24 protein-coding genes are annotated in these 20749 nt (G+C 53.5%); 13 read left to right on the top strand and 11 right to left on the bottom strand.

Annotated elements, in window-relative coordinates:
* Positions 1-975 precede the first annotated feature (975 nt).
* Positions 976-1479 (bottom strand): hypothetical protein, encoded by a 504-nt coding sequence (locus tag JCM25156_RS30270; protein ID WP_242402331.1) that lies wholly within the window; start codon positions 1477-1479, stop codon positions 976-978.
* 131 nt (positions 1480-1610) lie between these two features.
* Here JCM25156_RS30270 and JCM25156_RS26880 point away from each other — a divergent pair, with 131 nt between their 5' ends.
* From JCM25156_RS26880 to JCM25156_RS00050, 11 genes are all read left to right on the top strand, one after another.
* Positions 1611-2735 (top strand): methyl-accepting chemotaxis protein, encoded by a 1125-nt coding sequence (locus tag JCM25156_RS26880; protein WP_242402330.1) that lies wholly within the window; start codon positions 1611-1613, stop codon positions 2733-2735.
* A gap of 1 nt (position 2736) precedes the next feature.
* Positions 2737-3003, top strand: coding sequence for a hypothetical protein (locus JCM25156_RS20230; RefSeq protein ID WP_242402329.1), 267 nt, complete (start codon positions 2737-2739; stop codon positions 3001-3003).
* A gap of 124 nt (positions 3004-3127) precedes the next feature.
* On the top strand, positions 3128-3415 hold the full coding sequence (locus JCM25156_RS20225) for a response regulator (RefSeq protein WP_277909305.1): 288 nt from the start codon (positions 3128-3130) through the stop codon (positions 3413-3415).
* 59 nt (positions 3416-3474) lie between these two features.
* Positions 3475-3822 carry an Hpt domain-containing protein gene (locus JCM25156_RS30265; protein ID WP_242402328.1) on the top strand — a complete coding sequence of 116 codons (348 nt, stop codon included), beginning with the start codon at positions 3475-3477 and terminating at the stop codon, positions 3820-3822.
* Positions 3804-5687: a chemotaxis protein CheA gene (locus JCM25156_RS20220; protein ID WP_242402327.1), complete on the top strand. Its 1884-nt coding sequence runs from the start codon at positions 3804-3806 to the stop codon at positions 5685-5687. The genes JCM25156_RS30265 and JCM25156_RS20220 overlap by 19 nt, the downstream gene beginning before the upstream one ends.
* A 40-nt stretch (positions 5688-5727) precedes the next feature.
* Positions 5728-6189 carry a chemotaxis protein CheW gene (locus JCM25156_RS00075; protein ID WP_025811411.1) on the top strand — a complete coding sequence of 154 codons (462 nt, stop codon included), beginning with the start codon at positions 5728-5730 and terminating at the stop codon, positions 6187-6189.
* The gene (locus JCM25156_RS00070) at positions 6186-7028 is read left to right on the top strand and encodes a CheR family methyltransferase (RefSeq protein WP_025811409.1); all 843 of its coding nucleotides are present in this window, start codon (positions 6186-6188) and stop codon (positions 7026-7028) included. The genes JCM25156_RS00075 and JCM25156_RS00070 overlap by 4 nt, the downstream gene beginning before the upstream one ends.
* Positions 7029-7031: 3 nt before the next feature.
* Positions 7032-8090: a protein-glutamate methylesterase/protein-glutamine glutaminase gene (locus tag JCM25156_RS00065; RefSeq protein WP_025811408.1), complete on the top strand. Its 1059-nt coding sequence runs from the start codon at positions 7032-7034 to the stop codon at positions 8088-8090.
* Positions 8091-8223: 133 nt separating this feature from the next.
* On the top strand, positions 8224-8562 hold the full coding sequence (locus JCM25156_RS20215; RefSeq protein WP_306301724.1) for a response regulator: 339 nt from the start codon (positions 8224-8226) through the stop codon (positions 8560-8562).
* Positions 8559-9119: a chemotaxis protein CheD gene (locus tag JCM25156_RS00055; RefSeq protein ID WP_025811406.1), complete on the top strand. Its 561-nt coding sequence runs from the start codon at positions 8559-8561 to the stop codon at positions 9117-9119. The genes JCM25156_RS20215 and JCM25156_RS00055 overlap by 4 nt, the downstream gene beginning before the upstream one ends.
* A 27-nt stretch (positions 9120-9146) precedes the next feature.
* Positions 9147-9530, top strand: a complete 384-nt coding sequence (locus JCM25156_RS00050; protein WP_025811404.1) for a hypothetical protein — start codon at positions 9147-9149, stop codon at positions 9528-9530.
* Between the two features lie 445 nt (positions 9531-9975).
* On the opposite strand, the gene JCM25156_RS27270 is transcribed toward JCM25156_RS00050, so the two are convergent.
* The 7 genes from JCM25156_RS27270 to JCM25156_RS00015 all read right to left on the bottom strand — a co-directional run bounded on the left by JCM25156_RS27270 (position 9976) and on the right by JCM25156_RS00015 (position 17466).
* Complete coding sequence (locus JCM25156_RS27270) at positions 9976-11679, bottom strand: glycosyltransferase family 9 protein (RefSeq protein ID WP_148299240.1); 1704 nt, start codon at positions 11677-11679, stop codon at positions 9976-9978.
* 329 nt (positions 11680-12008) lie between these two features.
* Positions 12009-12905, bottom strand: a complete 897-nt coding sequence (locus JCM25156_RS00040) for a ParB/RepB/Spo0J family partition protein (protein WP_025811402.1) — start codon at positions 12903-12905, stop codon at positions 12009-12011.
* 4 nt (positions 12906-12909) lie between these two features.
* Positions 12910-13935, bottom strand: coding sequence for an AAA family ATPase (locus JCM25156_RS00035; RefSeq protein WP_025811400.1), 1026 nt, complete (start codon positions 13933-13935; stop codon positions 12910-12912).
* Positions 13936-14365: 430 nt separating this feature from the next.
* Positions 14366-15490, bottom strand: coding sequence for a CDP-glycerol glycerophosphotransferase family protein (locus JCM25156_RS28365; RefSeq protein WP_025811398.1), 1125 nt, complete (start codon positions 15488-15490; stop codon positions 14366-14368).
* A 459-nt stretch (positions 15491-15949) separates the two neighbouring features.
* The gene (locus JCM25156_RS00025) at positions 15950-16351 is read right to left on the bottom strand and encodes a flagellar biosynthesis regulator FlaF (protein WP_025811396.1); all 402 of its coding nucleotides are present in this window, start codon (positions 16349-16351) and stop codon (positions 15950-15952) included.
* A gap of 278 nt (positions 16352-16629) precedes the next feature.
* Positions 16630-17037: a flagellar basal body rod protein FlgC gene (flgC, locus tag JCM25156_RS00020; protein ID WP_025811395.1), complete on the bottom strand. Its 408-nt coding sequence runs from the start codon at positions 17035-17037 to the stop codon at positions 16630-16632.
* A gap of 15 nt (positions 17038-17052) precedes the next feature.
* Complete coding sequence (locus JCM25156_RS00015) at positions 17053-17466, bottom strand: flagellar basal body rod protein FlgB (RefSeq protein WP_034957819.1); 414 nt, start codon at positions 17464-17466, stop codon at positions 17053-17055.
* A 240-nt stretch (positions 17467-17706) separates the two neighbouring features.
* On the opposite strand from JCM25156_RS00015, the gene JCM25156_RS00010 reads away from it, so the two are divergent.
* Positions 17707-18495 (top strand): A24 family peptidase, encoded by a 789-nt coding sequence (locus JCM25156_RS00010; protein WP_159104935.1) that lies wholly within the window; start codon positions 17707-17709, stop codon positions 18493-18495.
* Positions 18496-18519: 24 nt separating this feature from the next.
* Here JCM25156_RS00010 and JCM25156_RS29705 read toward each other — a convergent pair whose 3' ends face one another.
* The 3 genes from JCM25156_RS29705 to JCM25156_RS29695 form a co-directional block, all read right to left on the bottom strand.
* Positions 18520-18825, bottom strand: a complete 306-nt coding sequence (locus tag JCM25156_RS29705) for a hypothetical protein (protein WP_199898794.1) — start codon at positions 18823-18825, stop codon at positions 18520-18522.
* Between the two features lie 89 nt (positions 18826-18914).
* Positions 18915-19271 (bottom strand): hypothetical protein, encoded by a 357-nt coding sequence (locus JCM25156_RS29700; RefSeq protein WP_051577421.1) that lies wholly within the window; start codon positions 19269-19271, stop codon positions 18915-18917.
* A 37-nt stretch (positions 19272-19308) separates the two neighbouring features.
* On the bottom strand, positions 19309-20385 hold the full coding sequence (locus JCM25156_RS29695; RefSeq protein ID WP_051577420.1) for a PIN domain-containing protein: 1077 nt from the start codon (positions 20383-20385) through the stop codon (positions 19309-19311).
* Positions 20386-20532: 147 nt separating this feature from the next.
* Between JCM25156_RS29695 and JCM25156_RS30120 the strand changes: the two genes are divergently transcribed.
* Positions 20533-20749, top strand: a 217-nt coding sequence (locus JCM25156_RS30120; RefSeq protein ID WP_206777837.1) for a hypothetical protein, incomplete at its 3' end; no start/stop codon positions are given.

Here is a 20749-nt window from a genome sequence, read left to right as displayed (position 1 = left end):
CCTGCTCTGGTTGCCATGCGGCACAACCCTGATCTTCGCAGCACTTATCTCAGCCTGATGGATAAAAGAAAGCACGCAAAGGTGGCGCTGACCGCCTCATGCGGCGTCTCGTCCTTCTGGCGAATGTCCTGTTACGCAATGATCGGGTATTCGAACTTTCAACATTGTCTATAACAACGCCTCACCAAATCACACGCAATATCGAACTTTCGACAACCAGTTGCATTGAACGATAATTTTCTCAATTTTTTCAGTAGAGTGGTAATTGAAACGCGATCTGCCTTCCATGAGGAATATAAAAAGTAAAATTTGTTCTATTGTGAAATAGTAATGCAAGTAATAATTGTATTATTTATAATAAATACGCATCAATAAAATATATTTTTTGGTATCAACGAATGGCTTGTCATTGTAGGTACGATAATAGTGATATTTTTATGTATAAATGCGACTTAAGTAGGTTTAATACGCAATATGTTCTAATATTTTCTTGTGCGTCTCCGATAAATTGTTGTTTCTTTAGGATGTGACGTTTACGAGTTCTGCCGTCTGCACGTCGATGTGCAGACAATGAAGTGCTTCAGAAGTCCTCTGAAGATCTGACAGGCAGATGGGTACGTCGGCGCAATTTCATGACATATATCAATCTTATATCTGTTTATCCGTGATAAGAGACGCGCCTTGATCTATCTCCTGAACGAAATCGTTGAGCCTATCATGCCGGAGACGAATACTGTTCTCTTCAAGAGAGCCTGCTACCCAGGCGGAAGCCCTGCCTTATGCGTCTGGCAATATGGAGACAGAGCTGTTTTTCATTCGCATTATCGCTTTTGAAATTCTGCCTCTGGATGCCAGAGTATCCATGAAATGACGGTTGAAATATCTTATTAACGTTTTTCTCGGATCCCGTGTCTATTTTCAGTCTTAATATATCTATAACTTTCCGAACGATTTCTTCCGTTTGGATCAATGCAGTCATGATGCAGGTATTGACGTGTAGCTATCCGTTCGGACATAGAGATAACTACCCGGTTTCTGACTAGACAGGCGCATGGAAGCATCCCCTTCCTCCCGGATGTACCATGCGTTTTCCATCTTGTGCCACCGGGGGGCGGAAAGGCCACCGGTGCCAGGTGCGCCGCCCAAGGCGGGTGTTGCTGCGCGGATGGTTCCATGCGCGATATCTCGTGAAACATGAAGGGAAGTTGCATCGGCATGTTGAAGTGGCTGAACAAGGACGCTCCGCTCCGCGTCAAGATCAGGGTAGCGATGGTGTGTCTGGAGATGTATCTTATACTCCAGATCATTATCGAGGCGGTTGGGTACCTCATTCATGAGCCGGTCAACCACATGTTCCTTATGAATATGTGCGCCCTTGGGATCGGACAGGTAATCGTTTTCTCCCTTTGGGCCGCCATGACCTTTGTGGTGACGAAACCCATTGAAACGCTTGCTTCCATCGGGGAGCAGCTGAGCCATGGGGATGTCCATAACAGCACTCATGTGCCGTTCCTGGACAATCGGGATTGCACGGGGCGTCTGGCCCGCGTGATGGTTTCGTTCTCCCGCGGGGTGCAGGAGCAGGCCGAAGCAAGGAGCGTCAGGAAGCGATGGGGGAGGAAATCCGCGAAGCCCTCAAACGCAGCCAGCAACGCGACAAGCAGACGCATGAAGCCATAGAAACGCTTGGGTCGGCTCTGGCCGAGATGGCCAAGGGAGATCTCCGCACACGGATTACCGACACCATCTTCGATGGAGAATTCGCGCCGCTGCGTGATGCGTTCAACCATTCCGTGCTGCGCCTGAACGAGGCCCTGCGTGCCGTGGCCAGCAATTCCGATCTGATCGCCACCGGTGCATCCGAGATTTCCACCGCCTCGGACGATCTGGCCAAGCGGACTGAAAAGCAGGCGTCGAACCTTGGTCAGGCCGCGGCCTCGGTCCGTACCATTACGGAAGGCGTGCAGCGCACCGCCACCGCCTGCTCCGAAGCCAGCAGGGAAACCAAGCAGGCGCTGGAAAAGGTGACGGCCGCCACCGAGATCATGGTCAAGACGACGCAGGCGATGGACGAGATCAAGAAGTCATCCGATGCCATTGGTGAAATCATCTCGGTGATCGACGGCATTGCGTTCCAGACCAATGTTCTGGCTCTGAACGCAGGGGTCGAAGCCGCCCGTGCGGGGGATGCGGGGCGTGGTTTTGCCGTGGTGGCTCAGGAAGTCCGTTCCCTGGCCGAGCAGTCGGCCAAATCGGCGAGCGAGATCAAGCGCCTGATTTCCGTCTCCGCCGAGCAGGTCTCCAATGGCGTTGATCTGGTGCAGAAGACAGGTCATTACCTGACCGATTTCGCGGGGAGCACGCAGAACAGTGCCACCCGGGTGGAGGAAATTTCCGTTTCCACCCAGCAGCAGGCCCAGCGCCTGTCGGAAGTCACGACCGCCATCGGTGATATGGATCAGGTCACGCAGCAGAATGCGGCCATGGTCGAGGAAACGACGGCCGCCAGCCATAACCTGACGGCCGAGACCAGAACGCTGGCGCAGACACTCAGCCGGTTCAAGATCGGCAACAGGCGGGAAAGGGCCCCGACCATCAATGCCGTAGCCGAGGATGTGCCGGCGTTCACGCCGCCGCCCCAGCCGCGTGTGGGTAAGACCGCCCGTGCAACGGTGGCCATGCTGGCCAACCATCTGCCAACAACATCATCCGACAAGGGATGGGAGGAGTTCTGAGATGTCCGATCCCTTACAGGATGCAGGTCTGGATTCATCATCCTCCCGGATTGATGGCGCCCCGGATGCGGCATCCTGCCTGACCCTGCCCGAACGCCTGGATACGTCCGCCGCGTTCGCCCTCAAGGATCTGATCGAGCAGGCAAGGGAGAAATCCGGAACCGATGCGCCTCTCTTGACGCATCGGGGGTGTCCTATGTCGGGGGGCTGTGTCTCCAGCTTCTTCTGGCAAGTGGATGCACCCTTGTCGCACCGTCAGAACAGATGAAGGAAGCTTATGCTATCTTCGGGGTCAGTGAACTTCTGTCGGAACCGCTCACGTCTCCCGAGGAGCAATGAATATGGTGGGAAAGCGGACCATACGGGTCCTTACCGTCGATGACTCCCGGACCATGCTGGGCATGCTGCGCAAGGCCCTGGAAGGTGCGGGATATGATGTCATTCAGGGAGAGGACGGTGTAAACGGTCTGGAAGTCCTGCAGGCAGCAAATCCTCCTCCTGACGCCATCATTACTGACATCAACATGCCACGTATGGACGGTTTCGGACTGATTGAGGCCGTGCGTAAAATGGACCAGTTCAGGCATATCCCCATCATCGTTCTCACAACGGAGAGCGACCCCGAGAAAAAGGCCAGGCCCGTGCGGCCGGGGCCACGGCTGGATCATCAAGCCTTTTAGCACTGACAGTCTCGTGGCGGCGATCCGCCGGGTTACTGCCTGAAAGGGAGAGCACCAGAATGAGTGGTGACATGGACGACATCCTCCAGGTCTTCTTCCAGGAGTGTGATGAACAGCTTCAGGAGCTTGAACGCGGCCTGTCAGCCCTTTCGGATGGCGACGCCGGGCATGAGACCATCAATGCCGTTTTTCGCGCCGTGCATTCGATCAAGGGTGGCGCGGCCTCGTTCGGTCTGGAAAACCTTGTGCGCTTTGCGCATGTATTCGAAAGTTCTCTGGATGGTCTGCGTTCGGGGCGTATTGTTCCGAACCATGACATCATCAAGACCTTCCTCAAGGCCATGGATGTCCTCAGCGATCTGGTGGCCGAGGCGCGTGGTGTCCGTCCGTGGATGCCGGGCGCGTAGCGGAAAGCCAGGGCGAACTTGAGGCTGTCATCGGCAAGGATGAGACAGCCAAGACGACCGAGGATGTCACCCCGCAGGATTTCGTGCCGGTCCCCATAAGCTTTGAGCCGGTGCCTGTGGATTTCGGGTTTGATGATGCGTTTGCCGCTCCGCTCGAACCGCTGGTCGTCACGTTCCGGCCGCACGAAGCGATGTATGAACGGGGGGATGACGCCCGGAATATCCTGATCGGTCTCGCCGATGCGGCAAAGGCCGTTCAGGATGAGGAAATAAGCGTCACCTGCGACATGTCGGCTCTGCCGCCATTTGACGAGCTGGTCCCGGACAAACCCTATCTGTCATGGCGCGTCGTCCTGCCGTCGGATGTATCGGACGATAGTGTCAATGCGGTCTTTGACTGGGTGAGTGATGTCTGTGACTTCACGCTGTCCCGTGGCGATGATCCGCAACCCGGGGGGGATGAATCCGGGACCGGGGATGATGCTGGAGCGGAGCCCGAAAAAATGCTCGAAGCCCCATCCCCGGCCCCCAGCCCGGAAGCCAGCGTGGTTGCCGCGGCTTCATTGCCGACCCCGGAAGCTGCGCCAGCCGTACCTGCCGCCCCGGCTGCGCCTGCTGCCGGGGCCAGTGCGCGTAGTGTCCGGCGGCCTGAACAGGCGTCGATCCGTGTGGATCTCCACCGGATTGACGATCTGATGGATCTGGTGGGCGAACTTGTCATTGCACAGGCGGCGATTGAATCCCTGTGTCGCCGTAATGACACCGCAGCGCAGCGGGAGATGGTGGAAAGCGTCACCAGCATGAAGGCCCTGACGCGGGATATTCAGGATGCTGTCATGGCCGTCCGGGCCCAGCCGGTGCGTAGCGTATTCCAGCGCATGCAGCGTGTCGTGCGCGAGGCCTGCAGCATGACGCACAAGGATATCACCCTGACGCTGGAAGGCGAGGATACCGAGGTTGACCGGACGCTGGTGGAAAAGCTGACCGATCCGTTGACCCATATGCTGCGCAATGCGGTTGACCACGGTATTGAAAGTCCCGAAGAACGCCTCGCGGCGGGCAAGCCCGCGGAAGGTCATATCCTTCTTTCAGCGGGCCATCGATCCGGCCGCATCCTGATTACGATCAAGGACGATGGCGGCGGAATCAACCGTGAACGCGTGCTGGCGACGGCGATCAAGCGCGGTATCGTGGCGCCGGATGCGGTACTGACCGATGATGAGGTCAATAACCTCATTTTCGCCCCCGGCTTTTCGACGGCGGCGACCGTTTCCGATCTTTCGGGGCGTGGCGTGGGCATGGATGTCGTCAAGCAGGCCATTCTCGGTCTGGGCGGCAGGGTGACGATCAACAGCGTGCAGGGGGAAGGCACCACATTCTGTCTCAGCCTTCCGCTCACGCTGGCCGTCCTTGACGGCATGCTGATTGTCGCCGCTGACTCCACCATGGTCATTCCGATTTCGTCCGTGGTCGAAACCATGATGATCAATCCGGCGGATATTTATTCCCTGCCCGATGGGAGCCGCATGGTCTCGATCCGTGGCAACTGCATGCCACTGGTACCGCTTGGTTCCCGGCTGGGGCTGTCCACGTCCGAGGAACCGTCGGAAGACGCCGTTATCCTGATCGTGGAAAACGAATCAGGCATGCGGGTTGCTCTGGTCGTGGACAAGATCTGCGATCAGGCGCAGGTGGTCATCAAGAGCATAGAGAAGAACTACCGGCAGATACCCGGTGTATCAGCGGCGACCATTCTTGGCGATGGCAGCGTTTCCCTGATTCTGGACGTCCCGGCGCTGATTGCTTCCGCCATCAGGAATATCGACACCAGGCCCGCCAATGCCCGTAGCGGGCTGGCGGCGTAACAGAACCACGATTATGGCGATCAGAAGTAGGGAACCGGACGTGACGGAAACAGCAGAGGCCGCAGACGCTCAGATTGTAAAAATGATCGTGTTTACCGTTGGGGAACAGGAATACTGCATCCCGATCCTCAGCGTGCGGGAAATCCGGGGATTTGAGAAAACGACCGCCCTGCCCTTCGCCCCCCATTATGTGTGCGGGGCGATCAATCTGCGTGGCATCATCCTTACGGTGATTGACCTGGCGGTCTATCTCAACATTCAGCCACAGCCGAACAATCCGCGCCGTGTCGTCGTCATCGTTGAATCGAAAAATGGCATTGTATATGGGCTTCTGGTCGATCGGGTCATCGATATGGCCGATGTCAATATAGACACCATCCAGTCGGTGCCCGAGGAAGGAAGCAGCCTGAGCGGGCTCGTTACGATTGGCAACCGGATGATTGGTGTCCTTCGTCTTGAAACCGTCGTTTCCAAACTGGTCGAGGGAATGGTGTCCGCATGAGGGGTACGCAGTTGGCCAACGAGCCTGATTTCACGGAGGCTGACTTCCAGAGAGTGCGGCGCATTGCGCAGGAAGAGGCCGGGATACATTTTCCTGAATCCAAGAGCACACTCGTATATTCACGTGTTTCCCGCAGGGTGCGTGAAACCGGTCACGCTTCCTTCAGGAGCTATCTGGATTTTGTCCAGACGCCTGAAGGCCGGAGCGAGATGGAAAACCTGATCTGCGCGCTGACGACCAATGTTACGAATTTCTTTCGTGAAAAGAACCATTTCGTTCATCTGGAAGAAGTCGTGGTTCCGGCCATGGCCGCCAGGGTCCGGGCGGGAGGACGGGGACGAGTGTGGTCCGCCGCCTGTTCAACGGGTCAGGAACCGTGGAGCATCGCCATGTCCATCATGACGGCGTTTCCCGATGCCGCCGCCCATGATGTGCGCGTGCTGGCGACGGACATAAACTCCCAGGTCGTGGCGCAGGCCGCAACCGGCATTTATCCGGAAGAAGAAACCGAGGCCATTCCGCCCGCCAAGAAGTCCCAGTTCATGGAGCCTTGTAGTCGTGGCGATCTCCGCTTTGGCGGCAGCATCTGCCGCCTGCCGGCGTTCCGTGTTCTCAATCTCAACGCCACATGGCCGATGAAGGGGACATTCTCCGCCATATTCTGCCGGAATGTCGTCATTTATTTTGATGAGGCCACACGGGAGCATCTGTGGAAACGCCTTGCCGACAAGCTTGAGCCTGGAGGGTTTCTCTATGTCGGCCACTCCGAAAGGGTGGCAACCAAAAGCCAGTGCGGCCTGGAGCAGATCGCTCCCACCATTTACAGGAAGGATCACTGAGTTATGGAGAAACCTGTAAAGGTTCTTATTGTTGACGATTCACGTACGATGAGAGCCCTGATCAGAAGGTCTTTCGAACATCAGCCCGGCATTACCGTCTGTGGTGAAGCGGAAAACCCGATCGAGGCCCGTGACCTGATTATCAAGGACCAGCCGGACGTCATTACACTTGATGTCGAAATGCCGGGCATGAACGGGCTCCAGTTTCTCGAAAAGATCATGCGCCTGCGTCCCATTCCCGTTGTCATGGTTTCCAGCCTGACAGTAAGGGGAGCGGATACGGCCATTACCGCCCTTCAGATGGGTGCGTTCGACTGTTTTCCCAAGCCGGCCAACGTGATCGGAAATGACGCTTTTGCCGGGTTGGCCAGGCTTGTCATTCAAGCGGCCCACTCGCGTCCGGCCGCCCTCGCCCGGCAGCGTGCATCCGTCGCGGCACCGCCCAGGGCCCCTTCTTCCTCCCTGTTGCAGAAAACATGGGGCGGCAGGATTGAACTGGTGGCAATCGGCGCCTCGACAGGTGGCGTGGAAGCTTTGGAGGAAGTGCTTTCGGGGTTTCCCCAGCAGAGCCCGCCCATGGTGGTCTGCCAGCACATGCCTGCCCTTTTTACGGCAAGTTTTGCCCGGCGGCTCGATATGAAAATTCCGGCTCTTTCAATTGCCGAGGCAAAAGACGGGGAAGTACTTACACCCGGTGTCGTCCGCATCGCGCCGGGCGGGGACAGGCACACAAAGGTTGAACGACGGGATGGCAAATATGTAACGCGGCTGGTGAGTTCCGCTCCGGTAAGCGGACATTGCCCATCCGTCGATGTCCTGTTTGAGTCCGTTGCGAGCCAGGTCGGCCGGAATGCGCTGGGTATCATTCTGACCGGCATGGGCCGGGATGGAGCCGAGGGGCTTCTGGCCATGCGTCAGGCCGGGGCACAGACCATCGGGCAGGACAAGGCATCGGCTGTTGTTTATGGAATGCCACGGGTTGCCGATGAAATCGGGGCGGTCTGTCAGGTGGTTCCCCTTAACCAGATCAGCGCGGCCGCCATGGCTATCCACGCGCGGTGATGTGACATATTAGCAAAACTGAAATTAATGCTTGACGCCGGCACGACTGACCGGAATTGAAAAAAAGAAAGAAGGGGAAGACCATGCCTGCCGCTTCACAGATCAGGGCGCTCGTTGTTGACGATCAGTCTCCATACGCCAGATTCTGGCCAATAGTCTGGCGCAGATCGGATTTGTAAATATTGCGCAGAGAAAGGATGGGAAGGAAGCGTTCGAGTATCTTGAACAGAATCCGACACATCTTGTGATTTCAGATTTCAACATGCCTGTCATGGATGGTCTGGCCCTGCTGCGCGCCGTTCGGGGCAACCCGAAAACCCAGAAAGTCGCGTTCATCATCCTTACCAGTGAGGCAAGCAGGGATCTTGTTCAGGAAGCCGTCAAGGCAGGCGTGAACAATTTCCTTGCCAAGCCTTACACCGTAGCGAAACTGCGCGAGGCTCTGGAAAAGGTATTCGGACCCATAACGTGACGCATATACCCGCAGTCGCGATGATAGTGCAGGGTGAGGTTGCCATTTCCAACGACCCTGCGGTCGTTCTTGGCACCCTTCTGGGGTCCTGCATCTCGGTCTGCATGTTCGATCCCGTTGCCGGTGTGGGGGGCATGAACCACTTTCTGTTGCCAGAAGGTGGGGAAAGCCATGATGCAATGGCAATGCGCTTCGGGGTCAATTCAATGGGGATGCTGGTAAGCGGGATACTCAAGGCAGGCGGGAAGCGCGACCGTCTGCTCTGCAAGGCGTTTGGTGGGGCAACGGTCGTTCCCTCTCTTGGCCGTATCGGGCAGGAGAACATCCATTTTGTCATGCAGTATCTTGCAGATAAGAAAATCCCCTGCGTTTCACAAAGTCTTGGTGGCACTCAGGCCCGGCGGGTAAGATTTTGGCCCACTACCGGCAGAGTGCAGCAGAATCTTGTCCATGACGCACAGAATATTGGTTATCAGGAAATTGCTGACAGTCGGGAAAAGGCTCATACCCAACGTAAATGGGCGACGGCATCCGGCTTTCGTACCGAATCCTTTTGATTACCTGAATTACAGTAGAGAAATATAATGGAAACGCACTCCGCCATTGTGCCGGAATCTGGGCAGGTAACCACGGCCCATGAGGCCCTTATCCGGGTCATTCAGGTTATGGACAGGGTCCATGAAGAATTGCTGGATACCCAGCAGGTAATCGATAAATGCGTACAAAATCATATGCTGGATGAAGGCGAGATGCATAATCTGCAGAAGCTTGATTCGGCAACGCAGACCGTAGAAGCCCTGGCGACTGCCCTGAAGAACCTGACAGCTCATTCCGATGTGGGGAAATCAGACAGGGTGAATGTGGCGGCTCTCTCCGATGGGATCAAACTCAGTGAAGTCGTGCGGATATTAGCGGGCGAAAAGAAGACGGATACGACGCATCAATGCGGTGAAATCGATCTGTTCTGAGGGTGTGATTTTTGGTGATGGTAAATTAACTTGTATGAACCATATTGGTATTATTGATAAGTAAGCAATATGGATGTGGACTATGAGTTCAGAATAAATTTTGAAGCGTTTTCTTATTTCGCTTGGGATCTTCAGGGTTGGGCAGGTGAGGCCCGTCGTGCTCCGTGAGTACCTGGTGTGCAACAGTTCACCATTTCCAGTAATTCTAGACGTACATCGTCATTTTCTAGTTGATGCGTGTGCCAGCCTTCGGGTTCACTGGATCAGTATACATAGCCGACGGATTGTTTTTGTTGTGTCATTGATAATGTTAATTTTTATAATTCAGAATATCTGTAAAATACTGTTTTAAATTAAATATCATTTTTCTAAAATATTCAGGAATGCCGACTTTCAAAAGGATCGGCATCCTGAAGATTTTGTTATTTTCAATATATGAAATAAATCAAGATTCATTCATGAGTTTTGAAATTTCTGAAATAACTTCATTTGTTGGGATGCTTCGAATACATACTGCCTCTTTCCCGCATTGTGCCAAGTTATTAACGCCACATCCAGTGCAGGGCACCTGACGAGTAATATTGACACCTCCCCGATTATGTCCCCATTCCCGCCAGTTCAGACGAGGTACCGAAATACTGACGACAAGTGGAACGCCACGTATGGAGGCAAGATGCTTGGGGCCGGTATCATTGCCGATAAAGATATGAGCATGACTTATGATGGTATCGAATGATGACGCTTCCATCCGATTCAGGAAATATATATTTTCAATTCCGGCATATAAATTCCTTTGATGGTCAGATAATTCTTTGTCAGTAAAGAAAACGACGGGCATACGTTCTTTTTCTGTAATATAGCGGGCTACATCTATAAAATTTTCCATTGGCCATTGATTAAGCTCGTGCCGGGATCCTGAATGGATAATGGCATACTTATCATGTGCCAGATTATAATTCTGCAAGATTTCATGATCAGTAGAACTGACAGTTCTTGAAACAGCAGGCTGTATCTGTGTCATGGCACTTTCCAATGCCTGTACCAGCATCATGATATGCGCAGCATGATTGATTATTGCTTTTGAATTAATCTTGTCACGAGATATGACTTCAATACCAAAATCAATAAATGGAAAACGTTCAGGTTTAAATCCCACCCGGTAATGTGCATCACACAATAGCATGAGTGGTTGACTTTCATCCCCCGGCGACAGATCGATCGCGAGATCGAAACTTCGACCGTTCAAAATCTTCCGCACCTGATTTTCAGCATCTTCAGTCAGAAAACGTGATTCACTGACATGCGAATAGCTGAGAGAAATTGTTAGAAGTTCATCCGCAATCCCGCTGTGTTCAATAATCGGCTGAACAAATTCCTGACTGATGACCGTAATCCTGGCGTCAGGAAACATTTTACGGATACGTACCATGGCGGGTAAGGATGCTGATACATCCCCCAATTGATCGGTGCGCAGGATCAGAACTGATTTGATCGGGCGGGAAAAGATACTGTTGCGTGGATGATGAACAACAACAGGGCGGGTAATTACAGTATCTGTTATATCCTGATTCTGGTTGTCTAATGTTGAGGTGCTGGGAACAAAAGCATCTGAAAGCGCTACATCCTCACCTGCTTTATGTAACAAAATATCCTGAGGCATTTTTTCAACAAACCGGCGCATGCGGGCGACGCATTTTGTGCCAGAGTATGCATGTATACGAAGTTTATGTGCCCCGGGTGGAAGTATTTGGGAATCAAGCCATATATTCACGGACCAGATGTCCACGCCTTTATAGGTGGTCATAAAGACAGGCTTCGTTTGCGCTAGAATTTTTGGGTCATCATCCAGTGTCAACGTAGCAGAGGTCAGAGGTTTTGTGGCATAAACAAGTACCCGCACGGAAACGACACCACATAATATAGGCCGTCCTATATTATTCTTCAGCCAGCCAATCTGCTGAAGTTTCATGCGAAGATGGAGTGGTATTGCGCCGAATAAATACTTCAAACCGCTATTGTATTTTATAAATTTTATTTTTGTCAGATTTTTTATTGCAGGAATTACAGTTGATCTGTCGGTTAACTTCTCCAGGGGGGCATCCGGAATGCAATCAATTTTTTCTACTTTGTAATTTAAATTATCGACCACTTCCAGATATCTCCCATTTTATAATAATATACGCTCTCATATTAATATGATGTAGGGTTAAATTTGAACCCCGTCAGGTTATTCGGCCAAATTCCTACACAAAATGTCCTGTAATATACGGTTGTTGATGAGAGGATGTCCGCTAGCATGTTTATCCATTTTATCACTTCAACTCTCAGCCGCACAAACAGGGAATTTCCCTTTCAGGTGAATGTAAACGGGGATTACGTCACGGCTATGGCTGAATCCGGGTTTCTTTCATGCATAAAAAATCCGCTATGCAACGTTGCATAGCGGATGCCGCTATCTGTCAGATGACGGGAGTGATCCTATTCAGGATTGGTTTCGGATAATAGAAGATCAATAGCGGCCCGTGCAGATTCAAGGGCGTTGCGGTCATCTTGTGACAGGCTAATGGATTCATGCGGCATTTCACTGCATTGCCGGGAAAATCGTTTGATCGCCTTAATAGACGAAGTTAAATTTTTCTTCCATTCGGCAGACGATGCTCTCAGGATTTTGGGCGATGCCGGGTCTGCCTTGGTTTTCCGTGACTCATTAGCCACGGAAACAGTGAGATCTCCCTCCATGGCCTGCTGCATAAGTGAATTCTGTTGAGTGCTATCGTTTTCCCTGGCAATCGAGACGAGAACATTCACAGGAATGCGTAACTCGGACGCTTTTTCCAGAAACTCATCGGGCAGTTCGAGTATACGCAAGGATCGATTGATCCGCGGCTGACTTAACCCTAACTGTCGCGCCATTTCACTCTGTGACCAATTGTTATGGTCCATGAGTTTCTTGAAGCCGCGTGCTTCATCAACTGCGGACAGGTCTACTCTCAACAGATTTTCGACCAGACTGGCGCTCTCATGGTCGCCAATATGTTCCATTGCAAGAAGTGCGGGCCAGCCGAGCTGGACGGCGGCACGCCAGCGACGTTCCCCCGCTACAATAATCCATTCTCCGTCTTTTTCCGGTTCAGGACGCAGTAGAATGGGTTGAAGCTGCCCATGTAGCCTGAAGGATTCAGCCAGTTGGTCGAGTTCCTGCTGATCAAATGTCTTTCTCGGCTGCGATGGATCTGCTGAGACTTTATCCAGCGCGACTTCAAAAGTGTGATTGAACTGGCTTGCGTTTAGGAAAGGTGTTTCAACCTTACTCATCAGGCCTGCCTGCGCCGTAAGAAAGGGGGAAGCCCCGCGTGCCTTGAAACGCCGTGTCATGAGATTACTCCGATGCGATTGCCGTGGACAGAATGTCGGATGCCTTGATCGGGGCTGTCCCGTTCGCAATTGCTTCTGCAAGGCGTATATACGGCTGTATGGCGGGGTTACGTGGGGTTAGCTCAGCAGGTATTTTCGAAGCCCAAGCAGCATTGCTATAGGCCGTACTGCTGGGAACCGGTTCCAGAATTTCCGTGCGCCCTTTCAACACCTCGATAAGATGCGTGACGATGCCGATGTCAACGTATTGTGTCTGGGAAAACTGGGTAGGAATGACACCGCCTATTCGTAATCTGGGGTTGGAGCGGCGATGGACTTTGGAAATTGTATCCAGGATCAGATTCACCCCCATTACATCATAGGGTTCTGTTCGGACGGGTATGTACACGGCATGAGCCGCCGTTAGAGCCATCCATGTAAGGAACCCCAAATGGGGCGGACTATCAATGATAATAAAATCATAGGAAGATCTGACTGAGGAAATCGCCTCTCTCAGCAAACCTTCCGTGCCCGGTTCACGACGCACATCGACTTCGGCCAGATCTATATGGCTGGGTGCGAAAGCAAACGGGAGCTGTCGGCCGGATGAAAGTTCGGTGCCCTTGGGTAAGATCACATCAGCGAAGGGAACATCCTTGAGCAGTGATGCATCCAACGTACGACCATTGCGATATATGGGTACGATATCATTCCCTATGAGAGCCGAAGTCGCACTGGCCTGCGGGTCCGCATCAATGAGAAGTACCCTGTAATTCAGTCTTGTCAGCGCAAATCCGATGTTAAGAGCGCTGGTCGTTTTTCCAACACCGCCTTTCTGATTTGCGAAGGTTATAACTCTTGTATCCTGCGGCTTGCGTTCTGCCAGCGCCTGGAGTTCGGTTGTGACATCCTGAGGTATGGATTGTTTTCCGTTCTCCCATCGCGAAATCGTATGCCGATCATAATTACGTTGCAGTCGCTCATTGAGGAGATCTTTTAACTGGGTTTGCGATAAACCAAGCTGGGCGCGGATAGATTTGAAGGCGGACATAGAGAGCCTCGCATGCCGTGAGAATAATCCGACTTCACACCATCAACACTCAACAGTCAACACTCAACAGTCAACACTCAACAGTCAACAGGCCGCGTCAGGTTGGCAAAAGCAGTCGGGGGCCTTATGCCCTGCGGTGTATGCAGCCAGAAACGGAGTATTTTTTGTTACGACCGGGTATAAATTCTGGTGAACCGTCGACATAAGACTTAGGAAAAGAGAAAGTGCCTCTGTGGCTCATAAAGCTGACAGGTGCACGGTTTCTGAGACACCATTTACGATTGCGCAGAGCAGCGGACAACGCGATACCCCTGCGGTGAGCTGGGATATGAGGCTAGTCGCTGGTACGGGTTTGTCGGCGTTTAATGGCCTGTCCTGATATGGCCTGCTCTTTTAAACAAAGACATTACATATAAATATCTTGGACTTATTATTTATCTTTTTTTTGATTAAGAAAATCCATTATTGCCTTGGCGCATCGACGTGATGCGCCTGTTTTCATCTGGCCTAATGTGCGTTCAGCCATTTCTTTTTGTAAATCCCGGTAAAGATAATGGCGCGATGGAGCCGCGCGTATTGCGGCCATAAGATCTTTCGGATCATCAACCACATCACCATACTGCCAATGCCGAAAAAATGGATTGTCGCGCCATTCAACCCGCGCGGTATTCAGGAACACGCAAGGCCGTGGGCGCATCAGGAATTCATAGATTTGACTGCTCAGGTCCCCAACGTAAATATCCGCAGCCGTCGTGTATGTCATATCCAGTAGTTTTTTGGAGCGTGTATCAATCAATATGTTGGGTCTGCTTTTCATTTCCAGAAGTCTGGGGGCAATACCATAACTACGCCGATACATTTTGATGTGTGGCGCGACAATCAGATTGAAATCATTTTGTCTTCTGAAACCTTCCAGCATGGGGCCAAGAAACCTTGGCATGGAATTAAATCCGGTCTCGTAATGTGGGTTGTATATGACGATAGGTTTTTTATTTGGAAATAATGATTTATTCCGATCATGCCATCCCTCGCACATGTCATATTTCACGTAGCCAGTAACGGCATGGCCATCGGGTCGTATGAGTTTTCGTGTCAGGAAATCATCGGCCTTCTGTTGTCCGGAGACCAGGACCAGATCGAAATTCGGCATGAGTTCATCGGTGGGATTCTTACGATCACCAGAACCATGCGGGTTTAAAATGAGTTTGGGATGGGTAACACCAAAATCACGCAGCCATGCCGCCGTATTTTCAACGGCAACTATAGCGTCGTATTGATTCAGTTCTTCAGCATTGTATTTCATAATATGGGGCTTAAGAAGCCCCGCTTTTTTTATGGATTGTGCAATAGTAATAAAAGGAGATCTGCGCAGTCTTTTATATGTTATTTTTTTTGTATTCGCGCCACGTTCCAGGGATTTTAAATGAGGCAGGCACGCCGGGTCATTATAATAGATTACAATCTCGACATTCGGATAATGAGACAGTTCGGCCGCTATTGATGCGCCATGATAGCATTGGTAGGCTTCGGCAATGTAAAGAAATGCAACTTTCATAATAGCGGAAATAGCCTTCTCTATCGACGCGGTAAATCATAGTGACCATCCAGAATGGATGGAGACCATTTAGCTGGAATAGGTTGTTATGAGATTCTGGTCCAGTAGGCAGAGCCATTTCATATGGAGTGGCCTGAACATAAACTGATCGGGTAGATCCAGCTTATGTTTGGCTCGATATGTGGTCATGAAGCCTGTTGCGACCCTGCATGATTGTCTATCGCCATGAATTTTACATCGCACGGAAATATATAAAATATATATATTCCAATATGTTGCAAAGTTCGGCAACGCTATGTCCTGCGTCCCTCCCCAAATCACTCGGGTAAATTGACTGGCCTTTCCCCCTGCCAGATCATTGGATAACGCCTGGGTAGAGCTTCTACCCTATGGATTAACCATGCGGCTGCCGTGCGCTGATGGGGGTTCTTCTGAAGCGGGTTATCCCTGCTCCGATATCTAGAACATACCGTCTGTGCTGAATACCGGTTCGCTCTCGGCGGGAGCGGATTCCAGACCTTCCAGAATATCCTGTGCAATCTGGATAAGGGGAGCGAGGGAAAGTTCTGGTTTCAGGGTGGCCAGAATACCATATTTCTGGGCCTTGTCCGCGAGGGTAACGAATAATTCGCGATCTTCCAGGGCGACAACCCCTGTATCCAGAGTGTTCGCTTTCATGATCATTGACCAGAGGCTCTGATGCTTGGCCAGAGCTTTTCTGCGCACATTCTGGTCTGGACTGGAAGCCGCGGCTTCAAGCTCATCGATAAGCAGTCTGAAACATGCCGCGTCGGCTTCCCGGCCTGTCAGGGAAGATTGCGCAATGCTCTGATAGGCTTTCATCGCGGGGTGAATCATCATCGCACCATCTGCCGTCCGTTATGGAATACCGTCTTACACGTAACAGGTATTTTATACCTGACTGACAACCCTGACCAGCCCTTCACCAAACCATTAATATGATATCGTACCGATACACATTGAAAGAACAGTTCTGTCCGAAACCAATAAAAGAGACGGAAGTAAAATCTTCTCAAGGGGCCTGCCGGGAGCATCTGAGGAGGGGCCGCCTGATCATACAGGTCTGGAACCTGTCAGGATGTTGGTGCCAGCAGGGAACGGACGCCAGAAATCCTCGGTTATTTCATAAGGTTTATGGTGCGCGTCAGCATGGTGCGGGTGATTTGCAGGGTGTTGAGGTTGGCTTCATATGAATGCTGGGCTTCATGCGTATCCATGATTTCCATCATCGAATTCACATTCGATACCTTCACATAGCCTTTTGAATCCGCAGCTGGATGCGAGGGGTCATACCGTGTCTCAAAGGGGGTATTATCGTGCCCGATTTCCTTGATCTTCACGGTGGAGGTGCCGCTTGCGTGGTCTAGACTCTCCTTGAATGTAACCGTTTTGCGTCGATACGGGTCGGCTCCGGGCGTTGAGCCGGTCGTGTCCTTATTGGCAAGGTTTTCCGCGGCGATGCGCAACCGCTCCGACTGCGCGCGCATGCCGTCGGCGGATACTTCCAGGGTATTTGAGAAGTCCATATCCCGTTCCCGCTATTAAGAGGACGTTCCCAGCGCTGTCGAGAACATCGACATGTAACGCGTGTACACCGTTGTTGCGAAAAGCTGGTCGTCGTTGGTGGAAGCTATCTTTTCCAGCTCGTCCTCAAGCGTGACCTCGTTCTTGTCTGGCGATGTGCTGCTATTGGACCGGTCCGTCCGGGTGGGTTCCACGTGTCCTGCCATATGCCCCGGCTCGGTCTGGGCAAGCATCATGGTCATCTGGTTTTGCAACACACCCTGGAACGGGGCGCTGTCCTTTGGCACGTAACCGGGCGTGTTCGCATTGGCGACATTGCCGGCAAGCGTGGATTCACGGCTTTCAAGCCAGTTCATCCTGCGCTCGGCCAGATTGAACAGATCCGTTCCACCATGGGCTGATCCCGCAGCGGATGACAAGGCTTCCAGCATACGATGTCGGCTCCTTTCCGTTCCAATCCGATGCCCGCGATGGTATCGGCGCAACATGCTTTGGTTGCAAGGATAGCGATCAATTGATCTGATAGCCATAGTTTCCTGAAAGACGCAAGATTATCGTCAAATTCATCACCATCGAGCCATGACATTCAGCCCTCCCGACGTTATGGCTAATCAGGTTCGCAACTGACACGGGTCATTTGCATGGGCGGTAATGGGGACTGGCAATCCGAGATGGGCGATAAGCTCCTGGCTGCCGCAGCGATGGTGGTTATGATCATATGGAGTATTCTGGCGCGCGATAGCAGGGTTTCCACTGCCGGTATCTGCGTGGCGATCTGGTTTCCGGTCTCGATACTGTTTTATCGGACCCTGTTGCGCTGGTTGCCGGTCATCGGCGGAATACGGGGCAGGCCGACTGCCGCGATACCCCAATGGAAACGGGAAATAACGGCGGCCTGCCTTCTTACCGCGTCCCTCGCCATCGCGTTTCTGGCCTGTATGCCCCCGCTCGCGGCGTCAGCCGATATTATTGCGCTCAATTTTGCCTGTCTGGCGGCCCTTCTGGATCGCCGGGAAGGCTGGCTACCCAATTATGTCCTGATTCCCATGCTTCTGACGGGTCTGCTGGTCAGCCTGATGCGGGACAACCCGAACGGGGCCATTCTTGGGGCCACGGTCGCATGGGTGGCAACGTCACTGGCCCTTGTTTTCATCTCCATTTCACTCCGGGCCAATTTTCTATCGGGGGGAGATCTCACCATGGCGGCCGCCTGTGGCGCGTGGGTAGGGGTCGAGAATATATCGACTTTTCTTCTTGTTACCGCGTTCCTGCATTGGCTGTTCTGTATCGCCATGCGTCATTTCCGCATTCAGGCGACACGGCCTGTCTATCTCCACGGGCCTGATAGCGCCTGGGTTCAGCCCATGGGGCCATCATTCGCGCTGAGCCTGGCGCTGACCCTGCTGGCGCAGAACATGCCCCATTTGGCCGGGTGGAAATACTTTATTCCGGGCTATTGAACCGTCATTTGGCAGGTCTAAGCCTTATTGGGGCTCTGCGTTTGACGTGACCTTGAGTGGTGCACCATCACGCTTCGTCAGCAAATTGAACACCGGCCCACTATCATCCATCTGCCGGTTACCAATCCGGCTGGCGATCCAGTCCAGCGTGGAAAGATCTTCCGCCTGAGTGGCGTCCGACGCCAGGCGCAGGGCCAGATTCTGCTGTGCTTTGGTCAGATCGCCCTGTTGTGGGATTTCGGCGACCACCATCTTGCGCACTTCGTTTGTCGCGGCCCCCCATTGGCCGTTCCCTTCATAAATGCGGGCACTCATGTCAAGAGAAGCCACATTCGTATCCCCCTTGAGGAGGGAAAGGGTCGCGGCCTGATTTCCACTCGTCAGGGCGATCCGGGCCTGTATCCTGCGTCTGTCCCCCTTTATGTCATCGGAAAGGCCGGATCATCCGTTCTTTCCAGTGCCTCTGTCGCCTCCTGTGGCAGTTGGCGCTCGATATCGGCGCTGGCCAGCCCCTCTCCGGCAAGGGCGCGCAGGGGGGCGGAATCAAGCATCGGGATCGCGTCGGAAAAAGCCTGGGCGGCCTCATCTGGCAAGCCGAGTGAAAGCAGCATTTTCCCGTAGGCCAGCAGAATTTCAGCCTTTTGCGTTCCTGGCGGCAATTGGGGCACATGTGAGCGCAGCATGGCCGCATCATGCAGGAGATTGTCCTTGTCCGTCTCCTTCGCGCCGGCGCTGGCTATCTTGGCCAGGGTCTGGAACAGGAGCGGCATGACCACGCTACCCAATGCCGGCGGATAGGCCGTCTGCGCGCGGTCAATGGCGGCAAGGGCGTCGCTCCACTGGCCTGTGCCAGATAGGCGTCAGCCTGAAGAAGGCGTACGGTCGCTTCCCGGCCTGCCAGACGGGCATCGGGATGATGGAATCAAGCGCATTGGCCGCGGCGGCGGACGAGATGCTGCCATCCGCCAAGTCCAGCGAGGTAACCTGCTCAAGCGCTTTCTCGGCAACGAGCGGGTTCTTGTCCGTCGCAAGCTTGTGGAAAGCCGCATGGGCCTGATCGCGTTTGCCCATGCGCAGCTCACGGAACGCAGTGGCAAGCTGGTAGGGAGAGCCGGGCGGCATCTCATTCAGTGCGATCAGATCCTCTTCCGATCCGTAGCGCCCGATCTCCTCGGCGACGCCGGGAAGAATGGTTTCGCTTACGGGCAGGGGATAATTTTTCAGCCGGGTGAAATCCCGCGCAAGCAGATGGGCCGCTTCCGCGTCATGGCCGCCTGTGGAAATGAAATAAAGCCCGCGCCATACCTGTGTGGCGCGCTGCTGGCTGTCCGGCCATGGCCCCTTGAGCAGGGAAGCCCCTTCCGTGTTGCCGCTCAGCAGTTCGGACGCGGCCAGAAGGAATTTGACATCAGGCCGTGAAATTTCTTCGGGGTCGTCTTCAAGAGCGACGGTCAGGATACCGCGCGCCTCCACGAAACTCCCGAGACTGAACGCCGCCTGAGCGGCTTCGAGACGGCGGGCGAAACGCTGCGCGGGTTCTGAATCCGCGGCCGCTATGATCGCGTTATGGAAACGTTTTTCCAGTGCCTGGTCTGTCAGGTTCCGCAGCCCGAGCCATTTCAGGTCAACATCGCTGGCATAGACGGCCGCCCCGCTATCGGAAATGGGTTTGCCGGAACGGTTCAGGAGCGCGCCCTCGGACGTCGCCCGCATACCGATGTCGGGAGATTTGACGGCGATGATGACGCCTTCCGTCGTGGGCCATACGTCATACCCGTCTCCCTTGCGGGGAGAGAGGATGCCGCCGTCATCCGTGGCGGATGTCCCGACAAGAAGGGGAACGCCGGACGCCGGATCCTTGATCGAGAGGACACGCCCCGGATGGCGCATCGGATAGAGGAGGCCGTCGCTGGTTGGCCGTGGTTGATGACGCGCCTGTCTCCGTAATCGTTTCCCGGCGGTAGCTGATCCCCCAGCACCCAGCCTTCGGCCTGCTGTGACAGGTAGAACTGGCGGTTGTCGGGCAGGCGCACCTGGATGAGTGTCGCATCAGGCAGGGTTGTTACGGTGAGTGTCGAGAAAATGCCATCTCCGCGCAGGGCGCTGACATCCATTGGCTCGGCATTGTCCACGACGATGACAAAGCTGTTGCCGCTCTGGAAACCCGCTATCCCCATGTCGGGCGGAAGCGGGATCAGGATACGGCTGGTGGAAGGCGCGCTCTGGTCCGGTCCCGTCGCGACGGAAGCGGGCG

This window comes from Komagataeibacter kakiaceti JCM 25156 (assembly GCF_000613305.1).
Note: the sequence above shows the minus strand (reverse complement) of the source record. Positions and strands in the feature narration are given on the sequence as shown.